The sequence below is a fragment of the Micromonospora sp. D75 genome (assembly GCF_018070405.1).
Lineage (GTDB): Bacteria > Actinomycetota > Actinomycetes > Mycobacteriales > Micromonosporaceae > Micromonospora > Micromonospora chalcea.
Genome location: NZ_JAGPXV010000049.1, coordinates 1 through 16896, shown reverse-complemented (window position 1 = coordinate 16896; position 16896 = coordinate 1). Strand labels below are relative to the sequence as shown.

At 73.7% G+C, this 16896-nt stretch carries 8 protein-coding genes; 2 read left to right on the top strand and 6 right to left on the bottom strand.

Annotated features, from left to right (window positions below):
* A partial coding sequence (locus KBX39_RS05290) for an AMP-binding protein (protein ID WP_210869395.1) occupies nt 1-1123 on the bottom strand: 1123 nt, incomplete at its 3' end.
* A 1272-nt stretch (nt 1124-2395) separates the two neighbouring features.
* Between KBX39_RS05290 and KBX39_RS05285 the strand changes: the two genes are divergently transcribed.
* On the top strand, nt 2396-5251 hold the full coding sequence (locus tag KBX39_RS05285; protein WP_210869393.1) for an AAA family ATPase: 2856 nt from the start codon (nt 2396-2398) through the stop codon (nt 5249-5251).
* 513 nt (nt 5252-5764) lie between these two features.
* Nucleotides 5765-8587, top strand: coding sequence for a LuxR family transcriptional regulator (locus KBX39_RS33760; protein ID WP_210869391.1), 2823 nt, complete (start codon nt 5765-5767; stop codon nt 8585-8587).
* Between the two features lie 108 nt (nt 8588-8695).
* Here KBX39_RS33760 and KBX39_RS05275 read toward each other — a convergent pair whose 3' ends face one another.
* The 5 genes from KBX39_RS05275 to KBX39_RS05260 form a co-directional block, all read right to left on the bottom strand.
* Complete coding sequence (locus KBX39_RS05275) at nt 8696-9535, bottom strand: ABC transporter permease (protein ID WP_043322806.1); 840 nt, start codon at nt 9533-9535, stop codon at nt 8696-8698.
* Complete coding sequence (locus tag KBX39_RS33145; protein ID WP_247659888.1) at nt 9532-9933, bottom strand: hypothetical protein; 402 nt, start codon at nt 9931-9933, stop codon at nt 9532-9534. The genes KBX39_RS05275 and KBX39_RS33145 overlap by 4 nt, the downstream gene beginning before the upstream one ends.
* Before the next feature lie 45 nt (nt 9934-9978).
* A complete protein-coding gene (locus KBX39_RS33140; RefSeq protein ID WP_312246229.1) occupies nt 9979-10584 on the bottom strand; it encodes an ABC transporter ATP-binding protein in 606 nt (201 codons plus the stop codon).
* A gap of 87 nt (nt 10585-10671) precedes the next feature.
* Nucleotides 10672-16131, bottom strand: a complete 5460-nt coding sequence (locus KBX39_RS05265) for a type I polyketide synthase (protein ID WP_210869389.1) — start codon at nt 16129-16131, stop codon at nt 10672-10674.
* Nucleotides 16132-16156: 25 nt separating this feature from the next.
* On the bottom strand, nt 16157-16896 hold a 740-nt coding region (locus tag KBX39_RS05260), incomplete at its 5' end, for an acyl carrier protein (protein ID WP_210869387.1).

The window sequence follows — 16896 nt, the reverse complement described above, 5'->3', positions numbered from 1 at the left end:
GCCCGGCGGGCATCCGCCGGCCCCGGCTGTGCACCACGTCGAGCCCGCGTCGCCCGATGATCCGGTACGTGCCGTCGGGGGCCACGCTGGCCAGGTCGCCGGTGGCGTGCCAGCGACCGGCGGCGAGGCTCCGCCCGCCGACGTACCCGCTGAACAGCATCGGCCCGCAGACGCTCAGCTCGCCCGCCGACTGGCCGTCGGCCGGCACCGGCCGGTCCTCGCGGTCCAGCACGCGCGTCTCGACGCCGGGCAGGGGGGTGCCGACAGCGCCCGGCACCGTACGGTCGCCGGGGCGCCCGGTCAGCGCGACGAGCGTCTCGGTGGTGCCGTAGGCCTGCACCGGCCGGTGCGAGGTGAGCAGTCGGAGCCGTTCGGCCACGGCGCGGGCCAGCGGGCCGTCCGCGGAAACGAGGATCCGCGCCGCGGACAGCGGCCGGGCCCGGTGGCCGTCCAGCGCTATCTTCGCCCACTGGTCGGGCGACGCCAGGTGCACGGAGCCGACCGGCCCGGTGCCGGCGTGGTCGAGGTGGACGAAACGGCTGCCGGCCCGCAGCGCGCCGAGCAGGCCGACGACCAGACCGTACGCCCGGAACAGCGGGGTGCCCTGGACGACCACGTCCTCCTCGCTCCAGTGCCACGCACGGGCCAGAAGGTCGAGGTCGGCGGCGATGGCGCGGCGCGAGATGCGCACCCCTCGTGGCGGCCCTGATGCGCCACCTGTGTAGAGGATGACGGCGTCGCTGCCCGGGGCGGGCTCGGGATGCCGCGTCGAGGCGTGTTCTCGCAGGTCGACCGGGATCGTGGACAGGCCGTCGGCCCCGGACGGGGCACGGCCGAGGATCACCGTCGCTCCGGACTGCCGCAGGATACGGCGGCGTTCGCGTTCGTCGGCGCCGGGAGGCAGCGGTACGAGCGGCGCCCCGGCGAGGAGGGCGCCGAGCATTCCGACCACCGCTTCCAGCGTCGGTGTGCCGTCGACCGCGACCGCGGTCGCGCCCCTGATCCGATCAGCGACGGCGGTGACGCAGCCCAGCAGGGCCTCGCTGGAGAGGGCTTCTCCGGCCACCGTGACCGCGTCGGCCCGATCCGCACCGAATCCACGCAGCACCGGCAGCAGTGTCATCTCCGCTATCCCCTGCGCGGGGCCGCAACGAGTCGCGGCGGCAGCTGGGACATCACGACGGCCACAGAACCCTTCAGGTCTCGGGCCTGCACGGCCCCATGTCCGGCTATCCAGACGGTGGAGACCGGGTGCCCCGAAATTAGGGCCGGGCTATCGTCGGGCACAACCCCTAGCCGCCGAGTCCGAATCCCCCTGTCCGGGCCTACTGGCCAGCTAGGACCGAATCCCGGCCGTCCTGACACAACGGCCGACACGAGCGCTCACTCCGGCTCGGCGAACAATGCAGAGGCCGCATTTGTCCTCAGCGAGCGAAAATCGACCGTAAAACGTCCTCCTCGATGCCCGGCAGCTCGCCGTCACGGCTTTATCGCATTGACGTGTGCCGCATTAGATCAGCCTTCGGGCGGGATGGGACCGCAGGCCTCCGCAACCAACGGGACACTCGGATTCATAATTCTTTTTCATACATAATCGCAGAATCTCCCAAACGTCCGAATCGTGGCCCGCCGACGCACACCAAGCCTCGACCGCCGGCAGGGCCGGACAGGCATCGATCGCAGTTCCGGCATCAATGCCTTACATCGCAACAATCGAGCGCCTCCGGCAATTGCCGGAGCCCCGACCGGACCCCACGGCCCCGCCCCCGGGGCGGACGACACCTCCACAGCAGCTTCCGGCACCACGCCCGCCCGCGCCGGGATCGGCACGGGCGGGGTCACGAACGCCGAGTTCAACGACGATGACGCCCAGCTCGACGCCTCCGCACGCCGCGACCGCGGCAGCTTCGAACCTTGCGGCGAGAGCGACCGGTAACGCCCGGACGTCGGATTAGCACGGAAGAGCCCATTCGCCAATCAGCAGGCGGGCCGAATAAGCGGAACCATCGGCTCAGGAGAGCGCTCTGTCACGGTACGGGACCAGCCGGCGACTTTCCGTCGCCACCCCCGGTCGGGTCACCCGAGACAAGTAACCCATGTTTGCCCATCCTTTACACAACTCGGCTTGCCGCCCAATTGCCCAACTGCCATACTCCCACCATCAAGCAGGTCGATAGGAAGTGTCGACCCCGAGAGAGCTGGGGAATTATCGCCGACGCACACGGGAACACGGCTCGCAGCAGCCAACCGGTCAAGTCGGTCGATGGCGCACCGGCAAGGCTCGACACCAGTCGATCCTTGCCGATAATGGAATGGGTCAAGAATTGCCGGTCTCCAATTTGGTCGAGCTGTCGGGCCGCACCGGGCACCCGGCCCTCCCCCGGAGGGGGCGGTGATGGGGCTGACCGAGCGTTCGAGCCAGCTCGGCCTGCTGGAGCGCCGACTCGCAGACCTGCTCCGCGGCGGCACCTCGCCGACCGACCGGCCGGTGACCGTGCTGACCGGCCCGGTCGGCTCCGGCAAGACCGCGCTCTCACAGGCCTTCGCCCGGCGCGCCTGCGACGCCGGAGCACGGGTCATCGGCGCGAGCGCCTCCCGCGCGGAGCGCAGCGTACCGCTGGAGGTCGTCCGGCAGCTCGTCCGCGCGGTGCCGTCGTGCGCCGCGGACGCCCCCGACATCCGGGCCCGCCTCGCCCGGCTGCTGGACGCGGGCGCCCTCGCATGGAGCGACGCCGATCCGGCGGACGCGGAGAACGCCCGGCTCACCGCCGCCATCGGGCGCGCCCTGCTCGAACTGACCTCGCGGGGGCCGCTGGTCATCGTGGTGGACGACATCCACCACGCGGACGTGCCGTCGCTGCGCTGTCTCGATTACGTGGCCCGGCGGCTCTCCGGCCTATCCGTGCTGATGGTCCTGACGGAGGCGCCACGCACCCGGCCGTGGCAGGCGGACGTGCACGCCGAGATGCTGCAACCGGCGAAGCTGCACCGCATCCGCCTGCCGCTGCTCACCGCCGAGGGGACGTTCCAACTGCTCGCCCAGCGGCTCGACATCCCGCTCGCCCGCAGCATCGCCGAGGAGAGCCACCGGATCAGCGGCGGGAATCCGCTCCTGGTGCACGCGCTCGCCGATGACCAGGCAGCCGCGCCACGGTCCGCCGGCGCCCCGGCGGTCGGCGAGTCGTTCCGGGAGGCCGTGCTGAGCTGCCTGTACCGCTGCGACCGCCTGGTGCTCAACGCCGCCCGGGTGCTCGCCGTGACCGGCGAGCCGCTGCACGGCAGCCTGCTGCCGCATCTCGTCGACGCCCGGTTGCACCCCGCGCTGGGCGCTGTCGACAAGTCGACCAGCGCGGGGCTGATCGACGAACAGGGGTTGCGCCATCCGGCGGTGACCCAGGCCGTGATCGACGGGATGACCGCCGAGGAACGCGTACGGCTGCATCTGGGAGCAGCCCGCCTGCTGCACGACGACGGCGCGCCCCCGGCCCGCATCGCGCCGCACCTGGTGGACATCGGCGAGCTGGCCGAACCCTGGATGGCGCAGACCCTGCTGGACGCCGGCGAGCAGGCGCTGCTCGACGGCGAGGTGGAGACCGCCCTGCGGTACCTGCGCCGGGCGCACCGCAGTGGCGTCGGCGAGTGTCTGCGGGCGCGGATCCGCTCCGCGCTGGCGCGCGCCGAGTGGCGACTCGACCCGCAGGCCACGATCCCCCACCTGGTCAGCGTCGCCACCGCCATCCGGGCCGGGCACCTCGGCAGCCAACAGGCCGCCGGTCCCATCCAGTACCTCCTCTGGCACGGTGAGATCGACAAGGCCGTCGACCTGGTCAGGCACCTCAGCGAGCGGTCGGATCCCGCCGATCCGCAGTCCGTGGCCGAGCTGCTCATCATCACCGGCTGGATCTCGACGCTCTATCCCGGGGTCATGGTCGACCGGCCCGCGCCCGCCGTGGCCGCGCGGGATCCGCTCACGCTGGCCCGGGTCAAGCACGGGCTCAGCGGAGTCATCCTGCTGTCCGGCGTGCTGGCCCGGGGTGACGCGGGCGTGGTCGAGCAGGCCGAGCGGACACTGTCGACCACCGGGCCGGACGACGAACCGCACATGTGGAGGGTCATCTGCGCCCTCATCGCCATGATCTACGCCGACCAGCTCGACCTGGCCGACGACTGGTGCGACCGGCTGGACCGCCACCTCGCCACCCCGCACCACCCCACCCCCTCGGCCACGCTCACCGCCCTGCGGGCCGCCGTCGCCGGCCGGCTCGGCGACCTCCCCCGCGCCGGCAAGCTGGCCGACGAGGCACTGGGGCAGCTCTCGCCGAAAGGCTGGGGGGTGGTGATCGGGATACCTCTCGCCGTCCGGATACGGGCCCTGACCTATATGGACCAGCTCGACACGGCGGCCGCCTGCCTTCAGGTGCCGGTGCCGCCGGCGATCTTCGAGACCCCGCTCGGGCTGCACTACCTGCACGCCCGCGGGACGCACGCCCTCGCCGCGGGAAGCCCCGAGGCCGCGCTGGCCGACTTCCAGCTCTGCGGGCAGCTGATGCAGCGGTGGCAGCTGGACTTCTCGGGCCTGGTGCCGTGGCGCACCGAGTCGGCTCGGGCACTGCTCCGGATGGGCCGCCGTCTGCAGGCGCGCAAGCTGGTGCGCGACGAGTTGGCCCGGCTGCGGCCCGTCCATGTCCGGTACCGGGCCGCGGCCCTGCGGGTTCTGGCCGCGACCGAGGAGGGACAGGAACGGATCCCGCACCTGCGCAGCGCCGTACGGCTGCTGCGGCAGTGCGGCGACCGGATGGAACTGGCGCACAACCTTGCCGACCTCGGTCACGCCTACGAGCAGGCCGGCGACCGGCGGCAGGCCCGCGCCGCGACCCGGTCGGCCCGGGCTCTCGCGGAGGAGTGCGGCATCCCGACGTTGTGGCCCAGCGCCCTGTCCACCAGGGACGGCGCCACCGGCAGCCGGGCGGATGCGGCGGTCCTGGTCCAGGGCCTGACGGACACCGAATCCAGGATGGCCACCCTGGCCGCCCAGGGTCACACCAATCGTGAGATCGCCGAGAAGCTCTTCCTGACGGTCAGCGCGATCGAACAGCGGATGACGCGCATCTACCGGAAGCTGGACGTCAACTCGCGCGGCGAACTCGCCGGACGGCTGCGGTTCGACCGCTCCGGCACGACGGTGCTGGATCCGCTGACGCGGGGCACGGACCCCCCGGGCGGCCGTCCGTCCGGCCCTCGGCCGCGCTGATCCCGGTCGGGCTTCCGCACGGAACAGCCGACGGGCGTCACGCGACCGTCACCCTCGCCGACCGTCGCGAAGAGTTCGCTCACCACCACTGTGGGTATCATCGGCGTGCGCCGGGAGTCGCGGTGTGGCACCATCGAGCCGTACGCCCCGACACCAGCCGCTCACCGGCGTGTCGCCTCCCCCGGGCCGATCGGCTCCAACACCCATCACCCCGAACCGCGCAACCCCTAAATGCCTTCCGGGGCCCGCAGGTTTGGATGCGAAACGATGGGGTCTCACGCCCGTTGTCGCACCATCATGCCGGTGCCAGACTCGCCTCGACACGCGGACCGTACGGCGAGAAGACCGGTCCGACGAAGGATTTCAGGTCCACCCGGCGTGGCCGCCCGGCGCGCTCCACCCCTACCCGTCGAGACGCGGGCGGAGGGGCGGCTGTCTCCGGCAGGGGTGGCGGTGTCGGGCCGCACCGGCGTTTCCAGGCCCGCGCCGCGTACAAGGAGGGCTTACGCGCAGGTGTTGGTTCAGCAAGAGGAACAGATCACCCGTCTGCGGCGCGTGTTCCACGCGTGCGAAGAGCAGCAGCGCGGACACGTCGCGCTGGTCACCGGTGCCGTGGGCAGCGGCAAGACCAGCCTGCTGGAGTCGTTCGGCGAGTGGACGGCCGGCTCCCGCGGGCAGGTGATGAGCGCGACCGGCTCGCGGGCGGAGCGCGGTCTCCACCTGGGAGTCGTCGGGCAGCTGTTCCACAGTGCACGACTCGCCCCGGAGGCCGCCGCCCACGTCGGGAAGCTGCTGCGCGACGCCACCTCCGCGGTGCCGTTGCCCGAAGTCGGCGGCGAGGCGTCCGACGTAGACCGGGCCTGGGCACCCCTGCTGCACGGCCTCTTCACCACCCTGATCGACCTGACGGCCAACGGGCCCCTGGTCCTCCTCGTCGACGACGTGCACCACGCGGACCCGGCCTCGCTGCACTGCCTGCTCTACGTGACCCGGCGGCTGCGCCACGCCCGGATCATGGTCGTGTTCGCGGAGGCGTCGACGCTGCGCCCGCCGCACCAGCTGTTCCGCGCCGAGCTGCTCAGCCAGCCGCACTTCTCCCGGATCGGCCTGCCACCACTGACCGTCGACGCCGTCGCCCGGCTGGTCGAGGGCGCCGTCGACGACGCCGACACCCGCAGGACCGCGGAACACTACGTACGGATGACCGGAGGCAATCCACTGCTCACCCGGGCGCTGCTCGACGAACGGGCCGGTGGCGGGGGCAGCGACCACGACCTTCCGTCCGTCGGTGACGCGTTCGACCAGGCCGTGCTCGGGTGCCTCTACCGCCACGAGCCCGGGGTACGCCGGGTGGCCCAGGCGCTCGCCGTGCTCGACCGGCCCGCGTCGGCCGAACTGCTCGGCCACCTCCTCGACGTGATGCCCGCGACCACGGTCCCGGCGGTGCGGGTGTTGCGTACCTCGGGTCTGATGGAGTCCGACCAGCTACGCCACTCGCGTATCCTGCACTCGATCCTCGCTGACATGTCGGCCGACGAGCGGCGCGCCCTGCACCAGCGGGCCGCCGAGGTGCTGCACGACCGCGGCGCCGAGGCGAGCGTGGTAGCCGAGCACCTCGTGGCCGCCGGTGCGACGGTGGCCGGCTGGCGGGTGCCGGTGCTCCAGGACGCCGCCGGTCACGCGCTCTCGTCCGGCCGGCCCGACGTCGCGGCGGCCTGCCTGCGGCTGCTCGCCAGCGCGCCGGTGGACGAGCGGCAACGCACCGCCACCACCGAGATGCTGGTGAATGCCCGCTGGCAGCTAAACCCGTTGACGGTGAACGGGCAGCTGACGGAGCTGGTGCAGACGGCGCGCGCCGCCGGCTGGTCCACCGATGCGAGCCTCTCCGCCGTGCCGTACCTGCTCTGGCAGGGCCGCGTCGACGAGGCTGCCGAGGCCGTCAGCGGCTTCTCGGCGGACGAGGAGCAGGCTCAGGCCACCCCGCCCGGCCGCCTGCGGATCATGCAGCTTCTGGTCTCCCTCTCCCACCCGGACCACCTGGCGAGCGTACGGCAGACGCCGGCCACCTGGAGCCGCGCGGCCGGCGCCCCGACCACCGTCAGCCCGCTCCTGCAGGCGGTCACGGTGCTCGGCACCGCGCTGACGCCGACCGCCGACAACGACACGGCGCCGACCGCCGAGCAGATCCTGCAGCGCCACCACACGGACGACGGCGCCCTCGGCCTGCTGACCGCGCCCCTGCTGGCGCTGCTCTGGGCCGGCCGGTCGGACCGGGCCGTGGTCTGGGGCGACGTGCTGCTCGACCGGCCGGTGGTTCAGCACGCGCCGGGCTGGCGGGCGGTGATCCGGGCGATCCGGGCGGAGGCGGCCCTGCGCGTCGGCGATCTGCCCGGTGCCGAGCACCACGCCCGCGCGGCCCTGGAGGACATGCCAGCCCCCGCCTGGGGAGTGGCGATCGCCGGACCGCTGTCCACCCTGATCGCGTCCGCGACGGAGTCGGGCCGGTTCGCCGAGGCCGACCGGTGGCTGGCCCACCCGACCCCGCCCGGCATCTTCCGCACCCCATTGGGCCTGCACTACCTGGCCGCACGCGGCCGGCACCACCTGGCCGTACGCCGGCCGCACGCCGCCACCACCGACCTGCGGCGCTGCGGCGAGCTGATGCGCACGTGGGGGATCGACGCGGCCGGACTGGTGCCGTGGCGGCTGGAGCTGGCCCGGGTGCAGCTCAGCGTCGGCAACAAGACGCAGGCCATGCAGCTCCTGCAGGAGCAACTGCGGGTGCCGCACGGGGTCGACGACCGGACCCGGGGCCGTACGCTGCGCCTGCTCGCCACCACCGCCGCCCAGGACCACCGGCGCAAGCTGCTCTCCGAAGCGGTCAACCTGCTCCAGTCCAGCGGCGACCGGTTGGAGCTCGTCCGCGCCCTCGGCGACACCGGTCAGACGCTACAGCGCGCCGGAGACTCCGCCCGCGCCCGGCTGCTCGTCCGCCGCGCCTACCAGCTCGCGCAGGACTGCGGGGCGTCGGTGCTGGCTCAGCGGCTGATCCGCCGGGAGCCGGGCAGTGGACTGCCGGCGTACCCGGCCGCCGCCGAACTCCAGGAACCGGACGACGGGCTGAGCGACGCCGAGCGGCGCGTTGCCGCGCTGGCCGCACACGGCCACACCAACCGCCAGATCTCCAGCAAGCTCTTCATCACGGTGAGCACTGTCGAGCAGCACCTGACCCGGGTCTACCGCAAGCTCGACGTGAAGCGCCGGACCGACCTGCCGTCCCGGCTCGTCGTGTATGCCGAGACGCTGGCCGACGAGGCACAGAGCGCCACGTCCTGACGGCTGTCGCAGGGGCGCGGTGACCACCGGCCCCCTGCGACACGGGGCGAAAGCGAGGGCCCGAACCGCAGGTGCGGTTCGGGCCCTCGGCGGATCGCGTCCGGGCGGTCAGTCCATGGCGCGGCGCATGAAGCCACGCATGCCGATCGCCGAGAACACCACGAAGACCCCGGTGAGGACACACATGCACAGCCAGAGCGGCAGCGACTCGACCCCCGGCGGGCCGACGAGCGACCGGGTCGCCTCGCTGATGTAGGTCAGCGGGTTCAGCGAACAGATCACCTGATACCAGCGCAGCGAGTCCAGGCCGAGCAGCGGGAACTGGGTGGCGCCGGTGAACATGATCGGGGTCATCACCACGGTGAACATGATCTGGATGTGCTGCGTGGGCACCAGGGTGCCGAAGGCGAGACCGACCGCCGCGCCGACCAGCGCGCCGATCGCCAACACCCCGACCACCTTGAGCACCACCGCCCAGGGCCAGGTGACGCCGAGCATGAGCATGCCGACCGGGATCAGCACCACACCGGCGATCAGGCCACGGATGCCCCCGAAAACGATCTTCTCCAGCGCCACCAGCGGGGTCGCCATGGGCGCCAGGAGGCGGTCCTCGATCTCCCGGGTGAAGGAGAAGTCCATCATCATCGGCAGCGCGGTGTTCTCCAGGCCGATCAGGAAGGCGTTCAGCGCGATGACGCCGGGCAGCAGCACGTTGGAGAAGTCGTCGCTGGCGTAGCCCAGGTCGCTGAGCACCTTGCCGAAGATCAGCAGCATGAACAGCGGCTGGATGAAGACCTGGAGCAGGAAGCCGATCAGCTCCCGGCCGGTGACGAAAAGGTCCCGCGAGAGCACCGCGCGGAAGGTGGCGAGCTGGTCCAGCGCGCGCACCGGCGGCGGCGCCGCGGGCGGTGACGGCGCGGACGGGGGGGCGGGGGCGGTGACGCTCACCGAAGTTCCCTTCCGGTCAGGTGGATGAAGACATCTTCCAGACTGGGCTGGCCGATGTTGAGGTCACGAACCTCGCAACCCAGGTCGGCGAGGATCTTCATCGCCATCGGGATGGCGTTGGCCGGCTGACCGCTGGTGTAGACCCGGAAGGACAGGGGGGCGTCCGAGTCGGCGGGCGCGTCCGGGACCGGGGCGGGCATCGGCATCGCCGGCATGCCGGGAAACGCCGGCGCGGCGACGGGCACCTTCGCGGTCATCTTGAAGTGTTCCACCTGCTCCACGTCGGGGATCGCATCGAGCGCGGCCCGCACCTCCTCGGCGGAGGCGCCCGGGGTCACCACGAGGGTCAGGGTGCTGCTGCCCGGCAGCGTACGGGTCAGCGCGGACGGCGTGTCCATGGTGAGCAGCTTGCCGTGGTCGACGATGCCGACCCGGTCGCAGAGCTACTCCGCCTCGTCCAAGTCGTGCGGGGTGACCACCACTGTCACGCCGTCCCGTTTCAGCTCGGCGATCCGGTCGTGCACGAAGAGCCGGGACTGCGGGTCGAGGCCCGCCGACGGCTCGTCGAGGAAGAGCACCCGGGGCGAGTGCATCAGCGCGCGGGCGATCATCGTCCGCTGGGCGAGGCCGCCCGACAGGAAGTCGGTGCGGTGGTTCGCGAAGTCCTTGAGCCCCATCTGGTCCAGCAGCTCGTCCGCCCGCCGGATGCGCTGCGCCCGGGGCACCCGGTGGTAGGCCGCGTGGAACAACAGGTTCTGCCGGACGGTCAGCGCCCGGTCCAGGTTCACCCGCTGCGGTACGACCGCCAGCAACTGCCGGGCGGCGGCGGGCGAGCCGATCACGTCCGCGCCGCACACCCGGGCCCGGCCCGAGGTGGCCCGCACCCGTGTGGTCAGCACCCCGATCGTCGTCGTCTTGCCCGCACCGTTCGGCCCGAGCAGGCCGAAGACCTCACCGGCGGCGACGGAGAAACTCAGCCCGTCCACCGCCGGTGGCATGTTGGGCTGGTACCGCTTGACCAGCTCCGTGACCACCACTGCCTCGTCCACGTCGTCATGCTCCGTCCTGGAACGTCGGTCCGATAGATGTATGTGTGCCGATAGGGGGCGCTAGGGGCACGCCAGGGGCGGAACCGGTCACAGACCCCGCGCGGCCAGCCAGCGCTGGACCGTGCCGGCGAGTTCCGGCCCCCGGTCGGCGACCATGCTGAAGTGGTCGCCGGCCGCGTCGACAGCCTCGTGCGGGTAGGGCCAGCGCGACCGCCAGCCGTCCGGTTCGCCGTCCCACTCCCCCAGCGGCTCGGTGGCCCGCACCAGCAGGGTCGCCGCCGCCATCTCGGTCGGCTGCCAGTCCAGGAACAGCGGCAGGTAGCCCGCCCACGCCGTCGTCCGCCAGTCGTCCATCGGCGTGTACGCGGTGTCCCGGTCGATCATCCCGTCGAGAAGCTGCGGCACCCACCCGCCGAGCACCTCGCTGTCGGCCGGGTAGGTGTCCATGAGCACCACCGCGTCCGGCGGGCGGCCCTGGCGTTCCAGTTCCCCGGCGAGCAGGTTGGCCACCATCGCACCACCGGAGTGACCGGCCACCACGAACGGGCCGGCACCGACGGTACGCAGCACCGTGTCGGCGTGCACCCGCAGCAGCGCGTCGAGGTCGGCGGGAAGCTCCTCGCCCACGCCGAACCCGGGGTTGGGCAGGGCCCACACGTCACGTACGCCCCGGAAGCCGGCGGCCAGCCGGGCGTACTCGTGCGCGCCGGAGAGCAGCGACATCGTGCAGCAGCACACCAACTGCGCCCGGGCGCCGCCCTCGGCCAGCCGGAGGATGCCGGCCGGGCGGGTGAGCTGCGCCGGCTCGCGGAAGCGGGGGCGGAACTGGGCGAGTTTGACCAGCAGTTCGGCATACCCGGCCGGGTCCTCGCGCGCCTTCGGCTGGTTGAACAACCCGCCGAGCAGTCCGCCGCCGGCACTCTCCCCGGCAGGTCCACCGGCGTCGTCCGCGCCGAGGAGCTGGCCGAGCAGGTGAACGGCCAGCGCCGTAGGGGTGGGGTGGTCGAAGAGCAGGGTCGCCGACAGCTCCACCGCGGTCTCCTGGCGCAGCGCGTCGCGCAGTTCCAGTGCGGTCAGCGAGTCGAAGCCGAGTTCCAGGAAGTCCCGGTCGGCCTCGACCGCGTTGGGCGAGGCGTGCCCGAGGACGGTGGCCACCCGCGCCCGGACCAGGTCCAGCAGGATCCGGTGCCGGTCGCCGGCCGGAACGCCGGCCAGCCGCTCGCGCAGCGCGCGGGCGGGATCGGTCGCGGCATCGCCGGCCCCCGGCTCCGCGCCGGCCGTCGCCTCGGGCACGCCGCGCAGTAGCGCGCTGGGCCGTACGGCGGTGAAGGCCGGCACGAAAGCGGGCCAGTCGAGGTCGGCCACGGCCAGTTGGTCGTCGCCGCGGACCAGAGCCTGCCCCAGCGCGGACAGGGCCACGTCGGCGGGCAGCGGCCGGACCCCCCGGCGGCGCAACTGCGCCGCGTCGGTGATCTCGTCCGCCCAGGGCACCCACGCGACGACGGTGGCCGGGCGGCCGGCGGCACGCCAGCCCGCGGCCAGCGCCGCCAGCCCGGCGCCCACGGCGGCGGCGACCGCCGCTCCCCCGCTGCCCCAGACGGCGGCCGTCGAGGCGAAGACGACGAACTCGTCGACCGGCAGGCCGGCGCAGGCCCGCCCGAGCAGTTCCACGGCGGCGGTACGGGCGGCCACGGCGTCGGCCAGCTCGTGCGGGTCCAGCACCGCCACCGGGTCGCCGGCGCCGTCGGAGTCGGCGACGTGCAGGACGGTGCGGATCTCGCTGCCGGTGGCGGCCAGCCGCTCCAGCACCTCGGGCAGCCCGTCCAGGTCGCCGACGGCGGTGACTGTGACGTCCGGGCCGGGCGGGTCGGCATCCGCCACCGGCCCCACGAGGACGAGGTGCGACGCGCCGCGCTCGGCGAGCCAGCGCAGCAGGTGCGGGGTACGCACCTGCGCGGACCCGTGCACCAGGACCGCGCCGCGGGGCCGCCAGTCCGTATCGGTGGCGCCGGCCGGGGCCCGGCGGAGCCGCCGGGCATACACCCCGCCGGCGCGTACCGCCACCTGGTCCTCGTCGCCGCCGGACGCGACGACCCGGGCGAGCGCGGCGAGCGCGACGTCGTCCGGCTCCGCCGGCAGGTCGACCAGCCCGCCCCACACGCGCGGCTGCTCCAGCGCCAGCACCCGGCCCAGGCCCCAGAGGTACGCCCCGGCCACGCCGGGAGCGGCGTCGTGCGCGTCGACGGCCACCGCGCCCCGGGTCACGGTCCACATCGGCGTGCCGTTCCCCGCAGCGGCGAGGGCCCGCACCAGCGCGGCCGTCCCGGCGAGCGCGCCGGTTCCCGCGCCGGCCGCCGGGTCCTCCGCCGCCAGCAGCGAGACCACGACCGACCAGGTGCCGTCGGCGAGCGAGGCCCGGGCGACGGCGTCCAGGTCGTCTCCGACCGCGACCAGCGTCGGGTCCAGGCCCTCGGCGCGCAGCACGGTGAGCACCGCGGTGGCGTCGGTGCCGGCCCCGGCCACCAGCAGGCATCGGCCGGTCGGCGTGGTACGGGCCGGGGACAGGTCGACGCGTTCCCAGTCGGCGCGGTAGCGCAGCCCGTCCAGCTCCGATCCGCGACGCCGCCGGTCCCGGTAGGAGGCGAGGGCGGGCAGCACGTCGGCGAGCGCGTCCTGCCGGTCGGCGGGCAGGCCGAGCTCGGCGGCCAGCTCGGCCGGTCGTCCCTGCGCCACGGCCGCCCAGAACTCCTCGTCCTCTCCGGTCGCGGCGGGCGGGATGAGATCCACTGTGGGCGGGTCCGGCCAGAAACGCTCGCGGTGGAAGGCGTAGGTGGGCAGCTCGACGCGCGCGGCGTCGCTGCCGTCGAAGGGAGCCGCCCAGTCGACCCCGGCACCGCGCAGGTCGACCGCGGCCAGCGCGCCGAGCAGCGTGGTCGCCTCCGGCTGGTCCCGGCGGGCGAGCGGCACGAAGGCCGCCGGTTCCATGTCGGGCAGGCACTCCCGGGCCAGCACGGTCAGGGCGCTGTCGGGGCCGAGTTCCACGAAGGTTCCGACGCCGCCGGCGGCGAGGGTGGCGACGCCCGCGTGGAAACGGACGGTGTCCCGGACGTGGTCGACCCAGTAGCCCGGGTCCGTGGCCTGGGCGGCGGTGAGCGGCTCGCCGGTGCGGTCGGAGACGATCGGAAGGTTCGGCGGGTGCCACGCGACCTTCTCCGCGACGATCCGGAAGTCGGCCAGCATGGCGTCCATCCGGGCGGAGTGGAACGCGTGGCTGACCCGCAGCCGACGGGACCGCCGCTCCTCGGCGGACAGCCGCCGCCCGGCCGCGAGCACGGCCTCCTCGTCGCCGGAGAGCACCACCGACCGTGGGCCGTTCACGGCGGCCAGGGACACCCGCTCGTCGAGCAGCGGGACCACCTCCGCCTCGGACGCCTGCACCGCCAGCATCGCCCCGCCGGGCGGCAACTGCTGCATGAGCCGGGCCCGGGCGGCCACCAGGGTCGCCGCGTCGGCCAGCGACAGCACCCCGGCGACGTGTGCCGCGGCCAGCTCGCCGACCGAGTGGCCGAGCAGGAACTGCGGGCGTAGCCCCCAGGCGGTGACCAGCCGGTATGCGGCGACCTCGTAGGCGAACAGCGCCGGCTGGGTGAACTCGGTACGGTCCAGCAGATCCGCGCCGGGCGAGTCGGCCTCGGCGAAGACCACCTCCCGCAGCGGCCGGCTCAAGTGCCGGTTCAGCTCCCCGGCCACCTCGTCGAAGGCGGCGGCGAAGACCGGGAACCGGCGGCACAGCTCGGCGCCCATGCCGAGGCGCTGGGCACCCTGCCCGGTGAAGAGGAACGCGACCTTGCCGGCCGGGCGGGCCACGCCTCGCACCACGCCGGGGGTGTCGCGCTCCTCGGCGACCGCGTGCAGGCCGGCCCGCAGCGCGTCGCGGTCCCCGCCGATCACCGCTGCCCGGTACGGCAGGGCCGCCCGGGTGGTGACCAGCGAGTACGCCACGTCGGCGGGGGTCAGATCGGGGTGGTCGGCCAGATGCGCCAGCAGCCGCCGCGCCTGCCCGGCCAGGGCCGGTGCGGAGCGGGCCGAGACGATCCACGGTACCGGCGGGGCGGGCGTACCGGCCGGCCGGACGTCGTCGGTGTCCGTGGCGGCGGCCTGCTCGATGACGACGTGTGCGTTGGTGCCGCTGATGCCGAACGCGGAGACCGCGGCCCGGCGTGGCTGCCCGGTCTCCGGCCATGGCTGCGGGCCGGTCAGCAGGGACACCGCCCCGGCCGACCAGTCGACGTGCGGGGTGGGCTCGTCCACGTGCAGCGTGGGCGGCAGCACCCCGTGCCGCATCGCCAGCACCATCTTCATCACCCCGGCCACACCCGCCGCCGCCTGGGTGTGCCCGATGTTCGACTTCACCGAGCCGAGCCACAACGGCCGCTCCGCGGACCGACCCTGCCCATACGTCGCGATCAGCGCCTGCGCCTCGATCGGGTCACCCAACGTGGTGCCCGTACCGTGCGCCTCGACGACATCCACCTGGTCGGCACCCAGCCCCGCGTTCGCCAGAGCCTGCCGGATCACCCGGCGCTGCGACGGGCCGTTCGGAGCGGTCAGCCCGCTGCTCGCACCGTCCTGGTTGACGGCGCTGCCGCGCAGCACGGCGAGGACCGGGTGGCCGTTGCGGCGGGCGTCGGAGAGCCGCTCGACGAGCAGCATGCCGGCCCCCTCGGACCAGCCGGTGCCGTCGGCGGCGGCGGCGAACGACTTGCACCGGCCGTCGGTGGACAGGCCCCGCTGCCGGGAGAACTCCACGAAGACGGTCGGGGTGGCCATCACCGACACCCCGCCGACCAGCGCCATCGTGCATTCGCCCAGCCGCAGCGCCTGGCAGGCGAGGTGCAGCGCGACCAGCGACGAGCTGCACGCGGTGTCCACGGTGACCGCCGGCCCCTCCAGCCCGAGAGCGTAGGAGATCCGGCCGCTCGCCACGGCTGCGGCGCTGCCGGTGCCGAGGTAGCCCTCGACGCCGCCGGTGACCCCGGTGAGCAGGGCCGCGTAGTCACCCTGGCTGCTGGTGGCCGCGTAGACACCGGTGGGCGCGCCGCGCAGCCGGGTGGGGTCGATGCCGGCCCGCTCGAACGCCTCCCAGGCGGTCTCCAGCAGCAGCCGCTGCTGCGGGTCCATGGCGAGGGCCTCGCGGGGGCTGATGCCGAAGAACGCCGGGTCGAAGTCCCCGGCGGAGTAGAGGAACCCGCCCTCACGCACGTACGACGTGCCCCGGCTGTCGGGGTCGGGGTCCGGGTCGTAGAGCGCGCCCAGGTTCCAGCCCCGGTCGTCCGGGAACGCCGACATCGCGTCGCCGCCGGCGGCCACCAGGTCCCACAGTTGCTCGGGTGACCCGACACCGCCGGGGAACCGGCAGCTCATGCCGATGATCGCCACCGGTTCGCTGAGCGCGGCGGTGAGCTGCTGGTTCTGCTGCTTGAGCTTCTGGTTGTCGAGCAGGGACGCACGCAGCGCGCCGACGACCTCGTCCAGGGAAACATTCATCGGGCGCTCCTCAGGGCCGGCCGGGTCACGAGTCGGAGCCTTCCAGGGCCATCCGGACCAGGCCGGCGACGTCGAGTTCGCGGATCTGGGTCTCGGGTGCGGACGGCGTGACCGGGGCAGCGGACGCCACGGCCGGCGTGCCGGCACTCGTACGGGCCAGCTGGAGCAACTGGTCGAGCAGGCCCGCCTGCCGCAGCTCGTCGAGCGGGATCGCGGCGAGGGCCCGGCGCACGGACTCCTCGTCGCCGCCGTCGCCGTCGTCCCCCGCAGCGCCCGCGAAGAGCTGCTCGTACAGGTGGTCGGCCAGGCCGTCCGGGGTGGGGTAGTCGAAGACGACGGTGGTGGGCAGGTCGTGCCCGGTCGCCGCGGTGAGCAGGTTGCGCAGTTCCACGGCGGTGAGCGAGTCGAAGCCGAGGTCCAGGAAGCCCCGGTCGGTCTCGATCGCGTCGGCGGAGGGGTGGCCGAGCACCTTCGCCGCGTCGACCCGCACCATCTCCAGCAGTGCGGCCCGCCGCTCGTCGTCCGGCAGCGCCCGCAGCCCGGCGAGCAGGTCCCGGGCGCCGGGCGCGACCGCCTCCGGCGCCTCGGCGGGGGCGGCGGCCAGCCCGCATACGGCCGGCAGGTCGGCCAGCAGCGGACTGGGCCGCAGCGAGGTGAACAGCGGCTGGAAGGTGGCCCAGTCGACGTCGGCGACGGTGACGCAGCTGTCGCCGACCGCCAGGGCGTGCCGCAGCCCGGCCATCGCCACGCCGGGCGGCATCACCT

Coding starts and splice junctions, on each gene's coding strand:
- KBX39_RS05285 (WP_210869393.1), top strand. CDS start 2,396: ATGGGGCTGACCGAGCGTTCGAGCCAGCTCGGCCTGCTGGAGCGCCGA.
- KBX39_RS33145 (WP_247659888.1), bottom strand. CDS start 9,933: ATGGACACGCCGTCCGCGCTGACCCGTACGCTGCCGGGCAGCAGCACC.
- KBX39_RS05265 (WP_210869389.1), bottom strand. CDS start 16,131: ATGAATGTTTCCCTGGACGAGGTCGTCGGCGCGCTGCGTGCGTCCCTG.